This window comes from Seohaeicola zhoushanensis (assembly GCF_014656415.1).
In the GTDB taxonomy this organism is placed as follows: domain Bacteria; phylum Pseudomonadota; class Alphaproteobacteria; order Rhodobacterales; family Rhodobacteraceae; genus Seohaeicola_A; species Seohaeicola_A zhoushanensis.
Genome location: NZ_BNCJ01000002.1, coordinates 278,213 through 298,009, shown reverse-complemented (window position 1 = coordinate 298,009; position 19,797 = coordinate 278,213). Strand labels below are relative to the sequence as shown.

The 19,797-nt window shown below is 67.9% G+C and carries 19 protein-coding genes; 13 read left to right on the top strand and 6 right to left on the bottom strand.

Features of this window, described 5'->3' with window-relative positions:
• Positions 1–63 precede the first annotated feature (63 nt).
• Genes IE266_RS05470 through IE266_RS05460 form a run of 3 tightly spaced genes read left to right on the top strand, consistent with a single transcriptional unit; the run spans position 64 to position 1,960 of the window.
• Positions 64–225, top strand: a complete 162-nt coding sequence (locus tag IE266_RS05470; protein WP_189679030.1) for a hypothetical protein — start codon at positions 64–66, stop codon at positions 223–225.
• Positions 225–1,493, top strand: coding sequence for a UDP-N-acetylglucosamine 1-carboxyvinyltransferase (gene murA / locus IE266_RS05465; RefSeq protein ID WP_189679029.1), 1,269 nt, complete (start codon positions 225–227; stop codon positions 1,491–1,493). The genes IE266_RS05470 and murA overlap by 1 nt, the downstream gene beginning before the upstream one ends.
• A complete protein-coding gene (locus tag IE266_RS05460) occupies positions 1,490–1,960 on the top strand; it encodes a DUF2948 family protein (RefSeq protein ID WP_268249746.1) in 471 nt (156 codons plus the stop codon). The genes murA and IE266_RS05460 overlap by 4 nt, the downstream gene beginning before the upstream one ends.
• A gap of 138 nt (positions 1,961–2,098) precedes the next feature.
• Here IE266_RS05460 and meaB read toward each other — a convergent pair whose 3' ends face one another.
• The gene (gene meaB, locus IE266_RS05455) at positions 2,099–3,076 is read right to left on the bottom strand and encodes a methylmalonyl Co-A mutase-associated GTPase MeaB (RefSeq protein ID WP_189679028.1); all 978 of its coding nucleotides are present in this window, start codon (positions 3,074–3,076) and stop codon (positions 2,099–2,101) included.
• 265 nt (positions 3,077–3,341) lie between these two features.
• Here meaB and IE266_RS05450 point away from each other — a divergent pair, with 265 nt between their 5' ends.
• From IE266_RS05450 to IE266_RS05435, 4 genes are all read left to right on the top strand, one after another.
• A complete protein-coding gene (locus IE266_RS05450) occupies positions 3,342–4,118 on the top strand; it encodes an ABC transporter ATP-binding protein (protein WP_189679027.1) in 777 nt (258 codons plus the stop codon).
• A 26-nt stretch (positions 4,119–4,144) separates the two neighbouring features.
• The gene (locus IE266_RS05445) at positions 4,145–4,873 is read left to right on the top strand and encodes a transporter substrate-binding domain-containing protein (RefSeq protein ID WP_189679026.1); all 729 of its coding nucleotides are present in this window, start codon (positions 4,145–4,147) and stop codon (positions 4,871–4,873) included.
• A gap of 50 nt (positions 4,874–4,923) precedes the next feature.
• Positions 4,924–5,805: an ABC transporter permease gene (locus IE266_RS05440; protein WP_189679025.1), complete on the top strand. Its 882-nt coding sequence runs from the start codon at positions 4,924–4,926 to the stop codon at positions 5,803–5,805.
• Positions 5,806–5,917: 112 nt separating this feature from the next.
• On the top strand, positions 5,918–6,724 hold the full coding sequence (locus tag IE266_RS05435) for an ABC transporter permease (RefSeq protein ID WP_189679024.1): 807 nt from the start codon (positions 5,918–5,920) through the stop codon (positions 6,722–6,724).
• On the opposite strand, the gene IE266_RS05430 is transcribed toward IE266_RS05435, so the two are convergent.
• Positions 6,721–7,290 carry a hypothetical protein gene (locus IE266_RS05430; RefSeq protein WP_189679023.1) on the bottom strand — a complete coding sequence of 190 codons (570 nt, stop codon included), beginning with the start codon at positions 7,288–7,290 and terminating at the stop codon, positions 6,721–6,723. The genes IE266_RS05435 and IE266_RS05430 overlap by 4 nt on opposite strands.
• Positions 7,291–7,586: 296 nt before the next feature.
• Here IE266_RS05430 and IE266_RS05425 point away from each other — a divergent pair, with 296 nt between their 5' ends.
• From IE266_RS05425 to IE266_RS05405, 5 genes are all read left to right on the top strand, one after another.
• Positions 7,587–8,906 (top strand): glutamine synthetase family protein, encoded by a 1,320-nt coding sequence (locus IE266_RS05425; protein ID WP_189679022.1) that lies wholly within the window; start codon positions 7,587–7,589, stop codon positions 8,904–8,906.
• 207 nt (positions 8,907–9,113) lie between these two features.
• On the top strand, positions 9,114–11,189 hold the full coding sequence (locus IE266_RS05420) for a hydantoinase/oxoprolinase family protein (RefSeq protein WP_189679021.1): 2,076 nt from the start codon (positions 9,114–9,116) through the stop codon (positions 11,187–11,189).
• Positions 11,190–11,193: 4 nt separating this feature from the next.
• Positions 11,194–12,903, top strand: a complete 1,710-nt coding sequence (locus IE266_RS05415; protein ID WP_189679020.1) for a hydantoinase B/oxoprolinase family protein — start codon at positions 11,194–11,196, stop codon at positions 12,901–12,903.
• Positions 12,900–14,120 carry an NAD(P)/FAD-dependent oxidoreductase gene (locus IE266_RS05410; RefSeq protein ID WP_268249745.1) on the top strand — a complete coding sequence of 407 codons (1,221 nt, stop codon included), beginning with the start codon at positions 12,900–12,902 and terminating at the stop codon, positions 14,118–14,120. The genes IE266_RS05415 and IE266_RS05410 overlap by 4 nt, the downstream gene beginning before the upstream one ends.
• An 18-nt stretch (positions 14,121–14,138) precedes the next feature.
• Positions 14,139–14,975, top strand: a complete 837-nt coding sequence (locus IE266_RS05405; RefSeq protein ID WP_189679019.1) for an NAD-dependent epimerase/dehydratase family protein — start codon at positions 14,139–14,141, stop codon at positions 14,973–14,975.
• Here IE266_RS05405 and IE266_RS05400 read toward each other — a convergent pair.
• Positions 14,950–15,366, bottom strand: coding sequence for a helix-turn-helix domain-containing protein (locus IE266_RS05400; RefSeq protein WP_189679018.1), 417 nt, complete (start codon positions 15,364–15,366; stop codon positions 14,950–14,952). The genes IE266_RS05405 and IE266_RS05400 overlap by 26 nt on opposite strands.
• Before the next feature lie 70 nt (positions 15,367–15,436).
• On the opposite strand from IE266_RS05400, the gene IE266_RS05395 reads away from it, so the two are divergent.
• On the top strand, positions 15,437–16,756 hold the full coding sequence (locus tag IE266_RS05395; protein WP_189679017.1) for an MFS transporter: 1,320 nt from the start codon (positions 15,437–15,439) through the stop codon (positions 16,754–16,756).
• A gap of 138 nt (positions 16,757–16,894) precedes the next feature.
• Here IE266_RS05395 and urtE read toward each other — a convergent pair whose 3' ends face one another.
• The 3 genes from urtE to urtC all read right to left on the bottom strand — a co-directional run bounded on the left by urtE (position 16,895) and on the right by urtC (position 19,768).
• Entirely contained in the window at positions 16,895–17,590 is a 696-nt protein-coding gene (gene urtE / locus IE266_RS05390; protein WP_189679016.1) for an urea ABC transporter ATP-binding subunit UrtE, read from the bottom strand.
• 208 nt (positions 17,591–17,798) lie between these two features.
• Entirely contained in the window at positions 17,799–18,539 is a 741-nt protein-coding gene (gene urtD / locus IE266_RS05385) for an urea ABC transporter ATP-binding protein UrtD (protein ID WP_189679015.1), read from the bottom strand.
• Entirely contained in the window at positions 18,536–19,768 is a 1,233-nt protein-coding gene (gene urtC / locus IE266_RS05380; protein ID WP_189679014.1) for an urea ABC transporter permease subunit UrtC, read from the bottom strand. The genes urtD and urtC overlap by 4 nt, the downstream gene beginning before the upstream one ends.
• Positions 19,769–19,797: the final 29 nt, after the last annotated feature.

Sequence of the window (19,797 nt, the reverse complement as noted above, 5' to 3'; positions counted from 1 at the left end):
GCATTCGAAGCAGGGCGCAAGGGCAATCTGGACGCTTTTTGCGCCCTGCGTTAGAGAGGGTGCATGGCAGACAAACCGACCCCCACCAAGGGCGCGAAAACCGAACCGAGCCGCGACGAACGGCTGAAGGCGGCGCTCAAGGCGAATCTGGCGCGGCGCAAGGCGCAGGCGCGGGCACGGGCGGAGGGCGGAGTGGCCGCGGGCAAGCACGAGGAGCAGGACTGATGGATTCGATCATTGTGACCGGAAACGGCCCGCTGGCAGGGCAGATCCCGATCGCCGGGGCGAAGAATTCCTGTCTCGCGCTGATGCCGGCGACGCTTCTGAGCGACGAGCCGCTCACGCTGACCAATGCGCCGCGGCTGAGCGACATCGCCACGATGACGACGCTGCTGCAATCGCTGGGCGCCGAGGTCTCGGCGCTGCAGGAGGGCAAGGTGCTGGCGATGTCGAGCCATGACCTCACCAGCCATACCGCCGACTATGACATCGTGCGCAAGATGCGCGCCTCGATTCTCGTGCTGGGGCCCCTGCTGGCCCGCTACGGCGAGGCGGTGGTCTCGTTGCCGGGCGGCTGCGCCATCGGCGCGCGGCCCGTCGACCTGCACCTGCGGGCGCTGGAGGCGATGGGCGCCGAGCTGGACCTGCGCGACGGCTATGTCCACGCGAAGGCGCCGGGCGGGCTGAAGGGCGGCGTGGTCGAGTTTCCCTTCGTCTCGGTCGGGGCGACCGAGAACGCGCTGATGGCGGCCACGCTGGCCAAGGGCACCACCGTCCTCAAGCGCGCCGCGCGCGAGCCGGAGATCGTCGACCTTGCCCAGTGCCTGCGCAAGATGGGCGCGCAGATCGAGGGCGAGGGCACCGACACGATCACCATCCAGGGCGTCGACCGGCTGCACGGCGCGACTCACCCGGTGGTGACCGACCGGATCGAGCTGGGCACCTACATGCTGGCCCCGGCGATCTGCGGCGGCGAGGTCGAGCTGCTGGGCGGACGGCGCAACCTGCTCGCCGCCTTCTGCGACAAGCTGGACGAGGCCGGGATCGAGGTGACCGAGACCGAGAAGGGCCTGCTGGTGAAGCGGCGCGCGGATCACATCAAGGCGGTGAACGTCACCACCGAGCCTTTCCCCGGCTTCCCGACCGACCTGCAGGCGCAGATGATGGCGCTGCTGACCACCGCCGAGGGGGTCTCGGTGCTGGAGGAGAAGATCTTCGAGAACCGTTTCATGCATGCGCCCGAGCTGATGCGGATGGGGGCGAAGATCGACGTGCATGGCGGCACTGCCACGGTGACGGGCGTGAAGAAGCTGAAGGGCGCGCCGGTGATGGCGACCGACCTGCGGGCCAGCGTCTCGCTAATTCTCGCCGGGCTGGCGGCGGAGGGGACGACGCGGGTGGCGCGGGTCTATCACCTCGACCGGGGCTATGAGCACGTGGTGCGCAAGCTGGAGGGCGTGGGCGCCAAGATCGAGAGGGTACACGGCAGTTGAGCGGCGATGCGAGCTTTGAAGAGGGCGCCGAGCGCCCGCTGAACCTCGGCGCGATGGATGCCGACGACCTGGGCGTGATCTCGGCGCTGGTGCAGGACGCGGTGCTGCCGATCACCGAGATCTCGTGGCAGCCGGCCGCGCGGCGGCTGGCGCTGCTGGTCAACCGGTTTCGCTGGGAAGATGGCGGCCGCGAGCGGCACGGGCCCGAGCGGGTGCGGGCGCTGCTGGTGGTCGACAACGTGATCCGGGTGGCGAGCCAGGGCATCGACCGCAAGGACCGCGGGCTGGTGCTTTCGCTGCTCTCGGTGAGTTTCGAGCCGGGTGAGGACGAGGCCGGGCAGGTGCTGCTGACGCTGGCGGGCGACGGGGCGATCCGGCTGGAGGTCGAGGCGCTGGAGGTCACGCTGAAGGATGTGACCCGGCCCTACAAGGCCCCCTCGGGGCATGTGCCGGGGCACGAAGACTAGACCCGTTTCCGGTGTCCCAGCTAGGACGGGGGGTCAGGCCACTGGAATCAAACGACATTTCCGGGGAGTGAATCCGGGACACCAGTTTGACCCCGGTTCAGCCCCGTGCGGGTGGCGGGGTAAACCCCGCCCTACCCCTCACCTTTCGGGCAGCGCGTCGAGCACCTGTTGCGCCGCCGCCACCGGGCCGAGCGCGCCTTCGGCCACCTGAGCGCCGAAGCTGGTCATCAGCGCGCGCGCCTGTGGCGTTTCGAGCCGGGCGAGCAGCGCCTGGCGCACCTCCTGGACGAACCAGCTTTGCGCCTGTTCGGCGCGGCGGTTGGCCCAGTGGCCGTGTTCGCGGCGCCAGTCGGCCAGGGCGCGCATCTCGGCCCAGGCCGATTCCAGGCCGGTCTGTTCCACCGCCGAGACGGTCATCGCCTTGGGAAAGCCCGGCGGATCCTGCACCCGCTTACGCAGCAGCCGCAGCGCGCCGGCGTAATCGGCGCAGGTGCGGGTGGCCGTGGCCTTCAGGTCGCCGTCGGCCTTGTTGACCAGGATCAGGTCGGCCATCTCCATGATGCCGCGCTTGACGCCCTGCAGTTCGTCGCCGCCCGCAGGCGCGAGCAGCAGCAGGAAGAGGTCCGACATCTCGGCCACCACGGTCTCGGACTGGCCAACCCCCACCGTCTCGATCAGCACCACGTCGTAGCCGGCGGCCTCGCAGAGCGCCACTGCCTCGCGGGTGCGGCGGGCGACGCCGCCGAGGTGGGTCTGGCTGGGCGAGGGGCGGATGAAGGCGTTGGGGTCGCGGGCGAGGTGCTCCATCCGGGTCTTGTCGCCCAGGATCGAGCCGCCAGAACGGGCGCTGGAGGGGTCGACCGCCAGCACGGCGACGCGCAGCCCCTGCCCCGTCAGCATCAAGCCGAAGGATTCGATGAAGGTGGACTTGCCGACGCCCGGCGTACCCGAGAGACCGATGCGCAGCGCCTCGCGCCCCGAGCGCGCCAGCAGCGCGAGAAGCTCGGTCGCGGCGGCGCGGTGATCGGCGCGGCCGCTTTCCACCAGGGTGATCGCGCGGGCCAGCGCGCGGCGGTCGCCGGCGAGGATGTTCTCGCTGAGGGCCTTGATGTCCATGCAGCTTGTCTCCGGTGCTTCGGGGGGTAATGCCGCGGGCGCGGGCGCTTGTCCAGACCGGCCCGGACAGGGCAAGGACGAGGCACGGACGGAGCAACGACGGGGCGCAGACGGGCCGGCAACAAGGCCCGAAAAGGCGGCAGAATGCGCATTCCCTGTCGTCAAGCGGCCGGTTTGTGCGCCTTCGGGGTCGTATTGGCGATTGCAATATGGCCGGAATTCCGCCCTATTAGCCAACTAGTGAGCGCCAACACGCGGACAAGCCGTGCCAGACACAACGCCCGTCATAGAGATCCGGAACCTGCACAAGAGCTATGGCGAGCTCGAGGTTCTGAGGGGTGTCGACATCACCGCCCCCGCCGGCCACGTGGTCTCGTTGATCGGCTCTTCGGGGTCGGGCAAGTCGACGCTGCTGCGCTGCGCCAACCTGCTGGAGGACAGCCAGCAGGGCGAGATCCTGTTCAAGGGCGAGCCGGTGCTGTGGAAGGGCTCGGGGATGGCCCGGCGGCCGGCCGATGCCAAGCAGGTGCTGCGGATCCGCACCAACCTGTCGATGGTATTCCAGCAGTTCAACCTCTGGGCCCATATGACCATCCTGCAGAACGTGATGGAAGCGCCGGTGACGGTGCTGGGCCGCGACAGGGGCGAGGTCGAGCAGTCCGCGCGGCGTTACCTTGCCAAGGTCGGCATCGGCGACAAGTGCGACGCCTGGCCGGCGCAGCTCTCGGGCGGGCAGCAGCAGCGGGCCGCCATCGCGCGGGCGCTCTGCATGGAGCCGCAGGCGCTGCTTTTCGACGAACCGACCAGCGCGCTGGACCCGGAACTGGAACAGGAGGTGGTCAAGGTCATCAAGGATCTGGCCAACGAGGGGCGGACGATGCTGATCGTCACCCATGACATGAAACTGGCCGCCGATGTATCGGACCACGTGGTCTTCCTGCATCAGGGCCTGATCGAGGAACAGGGCGCGCCGGACGCGGTGTTCGGCGCCCCGAAATCGGAACGTCTGCGCGGTTTCCTTTCCGCGACCCGCGCCGCGTGAACCATAAAAAACCTAGGGAGTTACCCATGAAGAAACTGATCATCAGCACCGTCGCGCTCGCCGTGGCCGCGGGCATGGCCTTCGCGGAAGGCAAGACCATCCGCATGGGCACCGAGGGCGCCTATCCTCCGTACAACTTCATCAACGACAAGGGCGAGATCGACGGCTTCGAGCGCGAGATGGGCGACGAGCTGTGCAAGCGCGCCGAGCTGACCTGCGAATGGGTGAAGAACGACTGGGATTCGATCATCCCGAACCTGGTCAGCGGCAACTATGACACCATCATCGCCGGCATGAGCATCACCGACGAGCGCAAGAAGGTGATCTCCTTCACCCAGGATTACTATCCGCCGACCGAATCCGCCTATGTGGCGGCCTCGGACAGCGTCGACCTGAAGGGCGGCGTGATCTCGGCGCAGACCGCGACGATCCAGGCCGGCCATGTCGCCGAGAGCGGCGCGACGCTGGTGGAATTCGCGACCCCGGAAGAGACCATCGCCGCCGTGCGCAACGGCGAGGCCGACGCGGTATTTGCCGATTATGACTACCTTGCCCCGATCGTGGCCGAGAGCAACGGCGAGCTGGTCTTCGTGGGCGACCGCGTGCCGCTGGGCGGCGGTGTCGGCATGGGCCTGCGCCAGAGCGACGCCGAGCTGCTGGGCAAGTTCGACGCGGCCATCACCTCGATGAAGGCCGACGGCACGCTGAACACGCTTCTGAAGAAGTGGTTCGGCGACGAAGTGGCCACCTACTGAGCCCCAGGGGCCGGGCGCAAGCCGTCCGGCCCCGTTTCGCGTAAGGGCGGATGTTCTCCTATTGCACCGATCCGGACACGCTTGGGCAGCTGGCCTGGCTCAGCTGCTACCTGACGACGGGTGTCCATCTCTCCTTTTATCTCGCCTTCCTGAAGGTGCTGGGCCTGCTTGCCGTCACCGCGCCGGTGGCGCTGGCCTTCGGCTTTCTGGGCGCCATGGCCGCGCGGTCGCATATCCTGCCGCTGTCCTGGCTGGGCCGGGGCTATATCGCCATCGTGCGCGGCGTGCCGGACATCGCCTTCTTCCTGTTCTTCGTGATCGCGCTGGACCAGCTGTTCGAATATGTCCGCCACCGGATCAAGTGCCCCGACTGGACCGGGCCGGTGCGGCAGGGCAACGATTTCATCGTCTGCCCGGCGGCCAAGCTGCCGCTGGGGACGAGCCCGGAATGGGTGCATGAGACCTATGGCTTCTTCCTGGCGGTGGTGACTTTCGCCATCGTCTTCGGGGCCTTCGCGGCCAATGTGCTCTACGGCGGGATGCGTGCGGTGCCGCGGGCGCAGCTGGAGACCGCCGAGGCCTATGGCATGAGCCATCGCCAGACCTTCTGGCGGGTGCTGGTGCCGCAGATGTGGGTCTATGCCCTGCCCGGCCTGTCGAACACCTGGATGGTGCTGATCAAGGCGACGCCGTTGCTGTTCCTGCTGGGAATCGACGATATCGTCTACTGGGCGCGCTCGCTCGGGGGCACCAAGACGGCGCAGTTCACCGACTATCCGCATGGCGACTGGCGGATGTGGTATTTCCTTTTCCTGCTGGTCTTCTACCTCGGCTTCACCCGGGTGTCGGAGGTGGTGCTGGAACGGCTGATGAAGCGGTTGACCCACGGGCAGGCGACCACCGGCGGCGAAGCCCAGAGGAAGGCGGCGTGATGCGGATCGGACGTTTTTCGCCCTTGCAGCCCGGCTGCGACCTCGAGCGGGTGCCGCACGCAGGCGCCTTGCGCCCGCTTTCGCGCACGCGGCGCCTCTTGCGGAGGCGCCGGTGACCTGTTTCGAGACCTTCCAGGCCTATGCGCTGCGCTCGATCGGGATCGGGGAGCGGCTGCTGCCGAGGAGCGACTTCACCCTCTGCGATCACTTCGTGCTGATCGGTTCGGGGATGATCTGGAACATCTATTTCGCGTTGATGGCGCTGGCTTCCGGCTTCTTCCTGGCCACGGCGCTGGCGGTGGCGAAGGGGGCGGCCAATCCCTGGGCGCGCAAGCCGGCGGAGTGGTTCATCTTCGTCTTCCGTGGCTCGCCGCTGTTCATCCAGTTCTTCTTTGCCTACTTCTTCTTCCTCGGGCTGAAGGGGCAATATGCCTTCTTCGACGCCTTCACGGCCGCCTGGCTGGGCGCGCTGATCGTGCTGTTCCTGAACACCTCGGCCTATAGCGGCGAGATCTTCTACGGCGCGCTGCGGTCGATCCCGAAGGGCGATGTCGAGGCGGCGGACGCCTATGGCATGTCGGGCTGGCCGCGGTTCCGGCGGATCGTCTGGCCGACCATGCTGCGGCTGGCCTGGCCGGCCTATACCAACGAGGCGATCTTCCTGTTCCACGCCACGACGCTGGTGTTCTTCTCGGCCTTCCCGGCCTGGCAGCAGCGGGGCGACGCGCTCTATTACGCCAATTACTTCGCCGACAAGACCTATAACCCCTTCATCCCCTACCCGATCCTGGCGATGTATTTCATCCTGTTCACGCTGGTGATCGTCGGGGGCTTCGGGCTGGTGAACCGCCACCTGAACCGGCACCTGCCGGCCGAGCGGCGCGCGAAGATCAAGTATCGGCCGAAGCTGATCCGCTAGGCCCCGCGTTCGAGCCGGTCGAAGGGGTCGGCGGAAAACGCTTCCGGGGCCTCCTCGGGTTCGAAATCGGGCAGGTAGAGGCCACGGGTCCAGCGGTCGGGCAGATAGCCGAGCATATGGTCGAGACGGCGCGAGAGGCCGGCCGCGCGCAGGCGCAGCGCCTCGGCGCGGGCCGGGTCGGCGGCCTGGATCGCGTGGAAGCGCGCAAGCACCATGCGGCGAATGCGGTCGTGGCCGAGCCCCCAGGCAAGACCCGCGCAGGCGAGCAGGACGAGCAGCGCGAGGATCGCCAGCAGATGCAGCGGCACCACCGCGAAGACGGCGATGGTGATGGCCAGCGCGCGGGTGCGTTTCCGGTTGCGCGCCGCGTCGCGATGCGGCCTGCGCGGCGCGGCGGCCGAGCGGGTCACCTGTTTCAGCCGGTCCCAGCCGTTGGGTGGCGCCTCTTCCGCCCCTTCGGTGGTGCCGGTCACCCGGCGGATCATCGCGACCATCTCGGGGTCGGTTGCGGTTTCGGCCCCGGTGACGGCCGGGCCGGGTTCGAATGTCTTCGCAATCGAGTTCATCGCCATATCCTGTGCCAGTCGCGGTCCCTGCCCGAGAGGTCCTGGCGGCGCTCTGCCGGCGCCTTCGAGGCGTTTCCCCCGCAAGCGGACCCGGTTGCCGGGCCGGCCAGGCGGGAACACCAAATCGCCATGATCCGCCGGAAGATGGCGAAAATGCGGTGGCGCGATGGCGCAACTTTGGTCGAAGCGCGGTTTGCGACGGGACGGCACGCAGGATTTGATCAAATTATCGGTGACAGCCCGGAACGGCTTGGCTAGGCTTCGGGAACGCGCATGGAAACCACTTCCGAGGGAACATGGACCTAAGACAATTCGCCACCTTCCGGGTGGCCGCCAGCGACCTGAACGGCCAGATGCGGGGCAAGCGCGTGCCCTCGGCCTATGCCAAGCGGTTGGACCAGGACATTGTCCGGATGCCGCTTTCGGTGCTGAACGTCGATCTCTGGGGCGATGACATCGTCGGCAGCCCTCTGGTCTTCGACAGCGGCGATGCCGACGGGGTGCTGCGCCCGACGCCACGCGGGCCGGTGCCGATGCCCTGGCTCGACGTGCCCTCGGCGCTGGTGCCGATGTCGATGTATACCGACAAGGGCATCCCCTTTGCCGGCGACCCGCGCCATGCGCTGCAGGCGGTGATCGACCGCTATTCGGCGCGGGGCTGGACGGTGATCGCGGCGACCGAGATGGAATTCACCCTGATCGACGACCGCAACGGCGCGCCGCTGGCGCCGATCAACCCGATCACCGGGCGGCCGCTGCAATCGAGCGCCATCCTCTCGCTGCGCCAGCTCGACGCCTTCGACAACTATTTCACCGCACTCTACCAGGCCTGCCAGGAGATGGACATCCCGGCGGACACGGTGATCTCGGAAAGCGGGATCGGCCAGTTCGAGGTGAACCTGAGCCACCAGGAGGCAATGCTGGCAGCCGATGACGCCTGGCTGTTCAAGACGCTGGTGCGCGGGCTGGCGCGCAAGCAGGGGTTCGCGGCGACCTTCATGGCCAAGCCCTATCCGGACGACAGCGGCAACGGGATGCACCTGCATTTCTCGGTGATCGACCGCAACGGGCGCAACATCTTCGACAACGGCGGGCCCGAGGGCACCGACCTGTTGCGCCACGCGGTGGCGGGCTGCCTGGCGGCGATGCCGGCGAGCACGCTGATCTTCGCGCCGAACGGCAATTCCTACGACCGGCTGGTGCCGGGGGCCCATGCGCCGGTGAGCGCGGTCTGGGCCTATGAGAACCGCACCGCGGCGATCCGCATTCCCGGCGGCTCGCCCGCGGCGCGGCGGATCGAGCACCGGGTCGCCGGGGGCGACGTGAACCCCTATCTCGCCATGGCGGTGATCCTGGGCGCGGCGCTGGCGGGGATCGAGGACGCGATGGAGCCCTCGGCCCCGATCACCGGCAATGCCTACGAGATCACCGGCGTGCCACGGCTGGCCGCGAGCTGGGAGGCGGCGGTCGATCTTTTCGAGCACGACCCGATGATGCGGCGGATCCTGCCGCCCGAGCTGGTCGACCTGATGGTGATGACCAAGCGGCAGGAGATCCGCCGCTTTGCCGAGGTGGCGCCGGAACAGCACTGGCTGACCTATCTCGAGGCGGTCTGAGGTCAACGCCCGCTGGCCGGCGTTGATTGGGGGCGCTGCCCCCGCCGCCTTCGGCGGCTCCCCCGGAGGTATTTGTTGAAGAAGAGAAGCCAGGGGGCGGGGCGCGTCGGAGGATAGAATTTCTTTATCCAATCCAAAAAATCAAATAATTTGCCCTGATTATCTGCCGGTCCTAGGCTGAGCCGCGACTCCAGCAGGGACAGAGACATGGCACAGACGATCCGCATGGGAATCGATATCGGCGGCACCTTTACCGATGTGGTGCTCGAGATCGGCGCGCGGGCCTTTTCGACCAAGGTGCTGACGACTTATGCCGCCCCCGAGGATGCCATCGTCGAGGGCATTCACCGGGTCTGCGGGCAGGCCGGGATCGGCCCCGGCGAGATCGGGCAGATCATCCATGGCACGACGCTCGCCACCAATGCGCTGATCGAGCGGCGCGGGGCGAAGACGGCGCTGATCACCACCGAGGGCTTCCGCGACGTCATCGAGATGCGCACCGAGAGCCGGTTCGAGCAGTATGACCTGAACCTGACCCTGCCCGAGCCGCTGCTGCCGCGCCAGTTCCGCTATACGCTGCGCGAGCGGATGGATGCGCAGGGCAATGTGCTGATCCCGCTGGAGCGGTCGGAGATCGAGGCGCTGGCGGATCGGTTGAAGCTGGCGGGCTTCACCTCGGTCGCGGTGGGGCTGCTGCATTCCTACCAGAACGATGCCCATGAGCGGATGGTGCGCGAGGTGCTGGCCGAGCGGCTGCCCGAGGCGATGATCTCGCTCTCGTCCGAGGTCAGCCCGCAGATGCGGGAATACGAGCGGTTCAACACGACGATTGCCAACGCCTATATCAAGCCGCTGATGAAGAGCTATCTCGGGCGGCTGGAGGCGCGGCTGCGGGCCGAGGGTGTGAATTGCCCGGTCTTCCTGATGCATTCGGGCGGCGGGATCATCTCGATCGAGAGCGCGGCGGAGTTTCCGGTGCGGCTGGTGGAATCCGGGCCGGCGGGCGGCGCGGTCTTTGCCGCGCATATCGCGGCGCGGTACGGGCTGAACAAGGTGCTGAGCTTCGACATGGGCGGCACCACGGCGAAGATCTGCCTGATCCGCAACCTGGCGCCCAAGACGGCGCGGGTGTTCGAGGTGGCGCGGTCCTACCGGTTCAAGAAGGGGTCGGGTATGCCGATCTCGATACCCGTCATCGACATGGTGGAGATCGGCGCCGGGGGCGGGTCGCTCGCCCATGTGGACGCGATGCGGCAGATCCGGGTGGGGCCGGAATCGGCGGGGTCGGAGCCGGGGCCGGCGTGCTATGGGCGCGGCGGGGAACGGCCGGCGGTGACGGATGCGGACCTGACGCTGGGCCGGCTGGATCCGGCGAATTTCGCGGGCGGGTCGATCCCGCTGTATCCCGAGCAGTCGGCGGCGGCGCTGGATGCGGCCATCGGCGGGGTGCTGGAGATGGACGCCGAGGCGGCGGCCTTCGGACTGTCGGAAGTGGTCGACGAGAACATGGCCAATGCGGCGCGGGTCCATGCGGTGGAGAACGGCGAGGATCTGAGCGAATACACGATGATCGCCTTTGGTGGCGCGGCGCCGCTGCACGCCGGGCGGCTTTGCGAGAAGCTGGGGGTGGCGCGTTGCCTGGTGCCGCCGGGGGCGGGTGTGGGCAGCGCCATCGGCTTCCTGCGGGCGCCGTTCAGTTTCGAGGCGAACCGGAGCGTCTATACCCGGCTGTCGGATTTCGAGCCGGGCAAGGTCAGCGCGCTGCTGGGTGATCTGGAGGGAGAGGCGACGCGGTTCGTGCGGACCTGCGATGCGACCTCGCCCATCGAATGCGATTACAAGGTCTACATGCGCTATCGCGGGCAGGGTTGGGAGATCCCGGTGCCGCTGACGCGCGAGGATGCGGCAAGGCCCAGCGCCGAGCGGTTCCTGGCGCTGTTCGAGACGGAATACACCCAGCTGTTCGGCCGCACGGTCGAGGGGCTGGATGTCGAGATTGCCGTCTGGTCGGTCAATGCCACCACGCCGTCGCAGCCGGCGACGCCGGTCGAGGCGGTGACGCGCGGGCGGACGGTGGAGGCACCGGAGGTGCGCGCGATCCTGGACCCGGCCATCGGGCAGCGGGTGGAGGCGGGCATCATCGCCCGCGCCAGCCTGGAGAGCGGCGCAGGCGTGAACGGCCCCGCCGCCATTACCGAGAACGAGACGACGGTGATCGTGCCCTCGTCGCGCCGCGCCGTCCGGCAGCCCGATGGCTGCATCGACCTGAGCCCCAAGGAGTAAGCCGATGAGTTCCGTCAGCAAGGCCGTCTCGCACCAGGTGATGTGGAACCGCCTGATCTCCATCGTCGAGGAACAGGCGCAGGCGCTGGTGCGCACCGCCTTTTCGACCTCGGTGCGCGAGGCGGGCGACCTGTCCGCAGGGGTCTATGACGCCAAGGGCCGGATGCTGGCCCAGGCCGTCACCGGCACGCCGGGCCACGTCAACGCCATGGCCGACGCGGTGGCGCATTTCATCCGCCGGATCGGGCGGCAGAACATGTTCGAAGGCGACGTCTACCTGACCAACGATCCCTGGGAGGGGACCGGCCACCTGCATGACATCACGGTGGTGACGCCCTCCTTCCTCGACGGGCAGCTGGTCGGCTTCTTTGCCTGCACCGCGCATGTCGTCGACGTCGGCGGGCGCGGGTTCGGGGCGGATGCGCATTCGGTCTATGAGGAAGGCATCTACCTGCCGATCATGAAGTTCGCCGAGCGGGGCGAGGTGGACCGCACGCTGGTGCAGATCGTGCGGGGCAACGTGCGCCAGCCCGACCAGCTGATCGGCGACATCTATGCGCTGGCCGCCTGCAACGAGACCGGGCATCGCCGCCTGATCGACATGATGCGGGAGTTCAAGCTGGTGGATCTGGAAGAGATTGCCGGATTCATCCTCGACAATTCGCTGCGCGCGACGCTGGAGCGGATCAACGCCCTGCCCCGCGCGAGCGCCTCGGGGAGCATGTCGATCGACGGCTATGACCGGGAGATCCACCTGAAGGTCAAGGTTGCCATCGAGCAGGACCGGATTACCTGCGATTTCGCCGGGACCAGCGGGGTGGATGCCAAGGGCATCAACGTTCCGCTGGTCTATACCAAGGCCTATGCCTGCTATGCGTTGAAATGCGCGATCGCGCCGGAGATTCCGAACAACGCGGCCTCGCTGGCGCCTTTCGAGATCACCGCGCCCGAGCATAGCATCGTCAACGCGCCCCATCCCGCGCCGGTGGCGCTGCGCCATATCATCGGGCACATGATCCCGGACACGGTCTATGATGCGCTCGACAAGCTGCTGCCCGCCACGGTGCCGGCCGAGGGTGCCGGGTGCCTCTGCAACTTCCAGGTCTCGCTGCGGCCTGCCGCCGATGGCGGGCTGCCGAAGGATGCGCCGCGCGCCGAGGTGCTGACCTTCAACTCGGGCGGGTCCGGGGCGCGGCCCGCGATGGATGGGATGAGCGCCACCGCCTTCCCCTCGGGTGTGATGACCATGCCGGTCGAGGCGACCGAGCAGACCGGGCCGATCCTGATCTGGCGCAAGGAGCTGCGGCCCGACTCGGGCGGCGCCGGGGCCTATCGCGGCGGCCTTGGACAATACATGGAAGTGGGCGCGACCGAGGGCTATGAGTTCGACTTCCAGGCGATGTTCGACCGGGTGAACCACCCGGCGCGCGGGCGCAACGGCGGCGGCAATGGCGCGCCGACCACCATCGCCCGTGCGGACGGCGCCCAAATGAAGGGCAAGGGCAAGCAGTTCGTGCCTGCCGGCACCCGCGTCCTGCTCGCCTTCCCCGGGGGCGCCGGCTACGGTGCCGCAAGCGACCGCGATCCGGAAGCCGTGCGCCGCGACCTCGCGCGCGGGTACATCTCGGCCGAGGCGGCGCGGGAGATCTACGGAATGAGCCAGGACAGGATCGACGCCGTGATGGCGGCAACCGAACGGGGAGAGACGATTTGAGCGCAAAGGGCTGGGCCGCGACACCGAAACACGCGGCCTATGACGTGGTGATCGTCGGAGGCGCCATGTATGGCGCCTCGGTCTCGTGGTGGCTGTCGGGAATGCCCGACTTCAAGGGCCGCATCCTGGTGATCGAGCGCGACCCGGCCTATAATTTCGCCTCGACCTCGCACACCAATTCGAGCATCCGCCAGCAATACAGCCAGGCGATCAACGTGGAGATCAGCCGGTTCGGGGCCGAGTTCATCCATAACTTCAAGCAGTTCATGGGCGGCGACGAGCGGGTGCCGCCGATCGTGCTGCAAAGCTTCGGCTATCTCTACCTGGCCGATACGCCGGCCTTCGCCGAGGCGCTGAAGGCGGCGCAGGCGGTGCAGGCGGCATGCGGGGCGGCGACCCGGTTCTGGTCGGTCGACGAGATCGCCGAGGCCTATCCCTTCTACAACCTCGACGGCATCCTGGGCGGCAACCACAACCTGGTCAACGAGGGCTATTTCGACGGCGCGACGATCTTCGACTGGTTCAAGCGCGTGGGCCGCGAGCGGGGGGTGGAGTATATCCACAACGAGGCGGTGGCGATGACGCTGAACGCCGCCGGCACGCGGGTGGAATCGGTCACGCTGAAGTCGGGCGAGACGGTGGCCTGCGGCCAGGTGGTCAATGCCTCGGGCCCGCGGGCGGTGCTGACGGCGCGGATGGCGGGCATCGAGATTCCGGTGGAGCCGCGGAAGCGCTTCACCTTCATCTTCGACGCCGAGAAGCCGCTCGACCGGGCGCTGCCGCTGACCATCGACCCCTCGGGCGTGCATATGCGCAGCGACGGGCGCTATTACATGTGCGGATGCCCGCCGGATGACGACCACGCGGTCGATTACACCGATTTCGACATGGATCATTCGATCTGGGAAGAGAAGATCTGGCCCGCCGTCGCCACCCGCGTGCCACAGTTCGAGGCGGTGAAGGTGGTGAACAGCTGGGCCGGGCATTACGCCTATAACACGCTGGACCAGAACGCGATTGTGGGGCCGCATCCGGTCGTGACGAACTTCCACTTCGTCAACGGTTTCTCGGGGCACGGGTTGCAGCAATCGCCCGCCATCGGGCGCGGCATGGCCGAGATGCTGGTCTTCGGCGAATACCGCACGCTGGACCTGACGCCCTTCGCCTTCGAGCGGATTGCGGAAAACCGCCTGCTGCTTGAAAAAGCCATTATCTGAGATAACGGGAGACCCGACATGCTGAAGAAGATCGTTCTGACAGGCGCCGCCGGCGCATTGGGCTCGCGCCTGCGCGCGCCGCTGGCCGCCATGTGCGAAACGCTGGTCTCCACCGACCTCGCCGCGGCGCTGGACGGGGTGGCCGACAACGAGACCTACGTGAAGGCCGATGTCGGCAATGCCGAGGAGATGATGGCGCTGATCGAAGGGGCCGAGATGGTCGTCCACTTCGGCGCCATCGCCGACGAGGCGCCCTTCGAGCAGATCATGCATTCGAACTTCATGGGTGCCTACAATGTCTGGAACGCCGCCCACAAGCATGGCGTGCGACGGATCGTCTATGCCTCGTCGATCCACGCGATGGGGATGTATCCCAAGACCACCCGCATCACCGGCGACATGCCGCACCGCCCGGACTCGTTCTATGGCCTCTCCAAATGCTTCGCCGAGGACATGGGCCGGATGTATTGGGACAAATACGGGATCGAGGCGGTCTGCCTGCGAATCTATTCCGCGCCGGGGTCGGTGGCCAACGCGCGCGCGCTGGGGTCGTATCTGAGCTATGACGACTGCGTGCAGCTGGTGCAACGCTCGGTCGACACGCCGGTGGTCGGCTTCACCGTGATCTACGGCGTGTCGAACAACGACCGCTCGCCCGTCGACAACTCGGCCGCCGCCTTCCTCGGCTACCGCCCGAAGGACAACGCCGAGGAATTCGCCGAGGCGATCCTGGCGAAGACGCCCAAGGCCGACCCGCTGGACAAGGCGCAGATGTGCCACGGCGGGCCGTTTGCCACCGTGCCGCTGGGCGTGAGCGGGGTGCAATACATCAAGAAGATGAGCGAGGGGAACTGACCCCCCGCCCCGCGATTCGCACCAGCTTGCGGAAACGCGGGCATTCCAGGTGCGAGGGCGCGGGACAGTCGGCGACATGGCGCACCATGTCGCGCAGCGCGGCGAGGTCGCGGACCTGGCGGTCCAGCGCCTCGGCGCGCTCGTGCAGGGCCGCGCGCGGCAGATCCGCGGCACCGTTCCTGCCGAACATGCCGGAGATCTCGTCGAGCGAGAATCCGGCCATTTTCCCCAGCGAAATCAGCGTGAGCTGCAAGAGCGCATCCGGCCCGTACTGCCGCCGCAGCCCCTTCCTCCCGATCGAGGGCACCAGCCCGATCTCGTCGTAGTAGCGCAGCGTCGATGGCGGCACGCCCGAGGCCGAGGCGACCTCTCCGATATCCATCACCTTCATGCTTGACCTCAAGTTGACTTGAATTCGTAGCCTGCCGGCGCGACTCGTTCCTGCCAAGAGGTTTCCTGCCATGATCGCCCTTTTCTCCCTCGCGCTCTGCGTGCTTTCCGCATCGCTGGGCGTCTCCATCGCCGCCGTCGCCCTGCCCGCCTTCGCCGCCGATTTCGCGGTGCCGATGGCGGGTGCGCAATGGGTGGTGCTCGCCTATCTGCTGGCCACCACGGTGGCGAGCGTGCTGGCCGGCCGGCTGGGCGACGTGCTCGGCCGCCGCGAGGTGCTGCTGGCCGGCATCGCGCTCTTCGCCGTCGCCTCGCTGGCGGCGGCGCTGGCCCCCGGCTTTGGCGCGCTGATCGCCGCCCGCGCGGCGCAGGGTGTCGGGGCCGCCGTGCTGATGGCGCTGCCGCTCTCCTTCGTGCCCGACATCGTGGCGCCCGAGCGCACCGGCCGTGCGATGGGGCTGCTCGGCTCGGTCTCGGCCTTCGGCACCGCGCTGGGGCCATCGGCGGGCGGGCTGGTCCTGGCCGAGTTCGGCTGGCGCGCGGTCTTCCTGGTGCTGGTGCCGCTTGGCGTGCTGGCCTTCGCGCTCGCCCTGCGCCTGCCGCGCGAAACCGCCAGCCGGAGTGGCGGGCTCGACCTGCCCGGCACGCTTGCCCTCGGGCTGACGCTGGCCGCCTATGCGCTGGCCACCACGCTGGGTGCGCCCTGGCTGCTGTTGCCCGCTGCCCTGGGCCTTGTCGCCTTCCTCTGGATCGAGACGCACGCCGCCGCGCCGCTGCTGCCGCCCGCGCTGCTGCGCGAGCCGGGTCTCGCCGCCGCCCTCGCCATGAGCACGCTGGTCGCCACGGTGATGATGTCGACGCTGGTGGTGGGGCCGTTCTACCTGACCACGGGGCTCGGCCTCGGCGCGGCGACGATGGGCCTGGTGATGGCCGTCGGCCCGGCCACCGCTGCGCTCAGCGGCATTCCGGCGGGGCGCGTGACCGACCGGCTCGGCCCCGCCCTGACGCTGCGGCTGGGCCTGCTGGTGAGCCTTGGCGGCACCATCGCGCTCGCCAGCCTGCCGCCGCTGCTGGGAACCCCCGGCTATATCCTTGCGCTGATGATGCTGACGCCGGGGTTCCAGCTGTTCTTCGCCGCGAACAGCACCGCCGTGATGGCCGAGGTCGACCCCGCCCGGAAGGGCCTCGTCTCGGGCCTGCTGAACCTCTCGCGCAACCTCGGCTTCATCACCGGCGCGGCGGTTCTGGGCGCGGTGTTCGCCGCCGCTTCGGGCCCGACGCCCGAGGCGATGGCCACCGGGCTTGGGGCAACCTTCGGCACCGCCGCCGCCCTGCTGCTGCTCGCGCTCGTCCTTGGGGCGGCTTCTCGGACGCGACAGCGCACGGTATGACGGAACATCCCGATCAGGGGGCTCGCAGCTATCCAGCTCCTGAAGCGTCGAAGGCAGGCGTGCGGCACGCAGAATCTGCCAGGCGGCGAGACTGCCCTTTCGCGGCAAGGTCAAGGTGCAGGCCGTGGCGGCGAAGGGCTAGACCGAGATCGCCGCCAGAAGCTGTTCGCGGCTGAGGTCGTCATGGGTGCCGCGCTGGGTGACCGCGCCGCGTTTCAGCACGACGAAGCTGTCGGCGATGCGGTGGGCGAAGTCGAAATACTGCTCGACCAGGATGATCGCCATGTCGCCCTTGTCGCGCAGATAGCGGATCACCTCACCGATCTGCTGGATGATGTTGGGCTGGATGCCCTCGGTCGGCTCGTCCAGCAGGAGGAGCTTGGGCTTGGTCAGCAGGGCGCGGGCGATGGCAAGCTGCTGCTGTTGCCCGCCCGAGAGGTCACCTCCGCGGCGGTGGAGGAATTCCTTCAGGATCGGGAAGAGCTCGTAGATCTCGTCGGGGATGACGTGTTCGGAGCGCGGCAGGCAGGCATAGGCGGTTTCCATGTTCTCGCGCACGGTCAGCAGCGGGAAGATCATCCGGCCCTGCGGGACATAGCCCACCCCCATGCGCGCCAGCGCGTGGGAGGGTAGCTTGCCGATGGCCTTGCCGTCGAAGCTGATCTCGCCGCTGGTGCGCTGGTGCGTGCCCGAGAGCGCCTTCAGGAGCGAGGTCTTGCCGACGCCGTTGGTGCCCATGACGCAGGTGACCTTGCCGTAATCGGCGGTCATCGAGATGTCGTAGAGGATCTGGCTGCCGCCGTAGTGCAGGCAGAGGTTGTCGACCTTCAGCATGAGGGGTCTCCCGAAACGGAGGCGGCGCGCCGGGCAGCGCCTGCCTGGGTAGGCGCTTTGGCGTGACGGTCAAAGCGGCGGGCGCGCGCGCACCAGACCAGCGTGGCCACAGGCGGAGAGGTCGAAAGCGCCTGCCGGGGGGCAGGCAGGCGCTGCCCGGCGTGCCGCCGGGCAAGAGGAGATATGGGTTGGGTTGCGCTCATGTCCCTCACCTCCCCAGATACACGTCGATGACCTGCTGGTTGGCGGTGACGTGGTCGAGGCTGCCCTCGGCCAGCACCGAGCCCTCGTGCAGCACCGTCACCCGGCAGTCGAGCCGGCGCACGAATTCCATGTCGTGCTCGACCACCACCACCGCGCGGGTCTTGGCGGCCTGCACCAGCAACGAGGTCGTATGTTCGCGCTCTTCGGGCGTCATGCCCGCCGCCGGTTCGTCGACCAGCAGCAGCTGCGGCTCCTGCGCCAGCAGCATCCCGATCTCGAGCCATTGCTTCTGGCCGTGGCTCAGCTCGCCCGACTTGCGCGGCAGCTGGTCGGCCAGCCCGATCTCCTCGGCCAGGGCGTGCACCCGCTCGGTATCGGAGGGCGTCTTGCGGTAGAACAGCACCGAGAAGGGCCCGCGCTTGTTCTTGAGCGAGAGCAGCAGGTTGTCGAAGACGCTCTGGTCCTCGAAGACCGTGGGGCGCTGGAACTTCCGGCCGATGCCGATCTGGGCGATCTTCGCCTCGCTCATCCGGGTGAGCGAGATGGATTTCTCGCCCCAGAGCACGCGGCCCTCGTCTGGCCTTGTCTTGCCGGTGACGATGTCCATGAAGGTGGTCTTGCCGGCGCCGTTCGGGCCGATGATCGCGCGCATCTCGGCCGGGCCGATGTTGAACGACAGGTTGCGGATGGCGCGGTAGCCGTCGAAGGTGACGGAGACGCCGGAGACTTCGAGCAGCGTGCTCATTCGCGGCCCTCCCGCTCCATCAGCGCGCCCTGGTCGGGGCCGTAGTCGGCACCGTGCCGGTTGGGCACCAGCCGGCCCTGCGCCAGGTCGAACAGCCCGCCGATGCCCTTGGGCGCGAAGAGCGTGACCAGCACGAAGGACAGGCCCAGGATCACCTGCCACCATTCGACCCAGTTGATCGTGTAGACCCCGAGGTTGACCGAGGGCACCTGCCCGCCGGTGAACCAGCTCGAGACCAGCGAGACGAAGGCCGCGCCGATCACCGCGCCATAGAGCCGCCCGCGCCCGCCGATGGCGACCCAGACGGCGAGGTAGATCGAGGCGATGGGCGCGACCTCGGCGGGGTTGATGATGCCCGCCTGCGGGTAGTAGAGCGCCCCGGCGATGCCGGCGATCAGCGCCGTCAGGGTGAAGATGAACAGCTTGTAGCCCTCGACCGAATAGCCGAGGAAGCGCACCCGCGCCTCGTCGTCGCGGATGCCGCGGATGACGCTTCCGAACTTGCCCGAGACCACCCAGGCCGCGAGCAGGTAGCCGAGCCCCAGCGCCAGGGCCGAGGCCCAGAGGAACCAGACCGAGACCACCGCCTGCGACGCGGTGACGCCGGGCAGGTTCTGCAACCCCGACAGCCCGTTGTTGCCGCGCAGGCCGGAGTCGTTCTGGAAGAGGTAGAGCGCGAGGGCCAGGGTCATCGCCTGGGTCAGGATCGAGAGATAGACGCCGGTCACGCGCGAGCGGAAGGCGAGCCAGCCGAAGATCAGCGCCAGCAGCCCCGGCACCAGCAGCACCAGCAGCAGCTGCATCACCAGGCTGCCGGAGAAGAACCAGATCGCCGGGAATTCGGACGATCCGACGACCCCGAAGATCTGAGTGCCGATGGCGGCGTCGATCTCGGCCGGGGTCGGCGGGATCGGGGCATTGGCCATGGAGGCGACGACGATGTCGCGGGTGCGCTCGTACATCAGCCACATGCCGACCATGTAGCCGCCCAGCCCGAAGAAGGCGAAATGGCCAAGGCTGAGGATGCCGGCGAAGCCCCAAACCAGGTCCATCGCCACCGCGATCAGGCAGAGGCAGAGCGTCTTGCCGAGCGTCTTGATGAAGGAGGTCGAGATCAGCCCGGCGCCGAAGGCCTCGGAGGCCAGCGTCACGCCAAGGGTGAAGAGCGCAAGGATGGCGATGAAGACCAGTACCGAGGGATTTCGGGCGAAGAAGCTCTCTCGTTTCATGTCCACGCCTCTGGCTGCCGGGTCGGGGG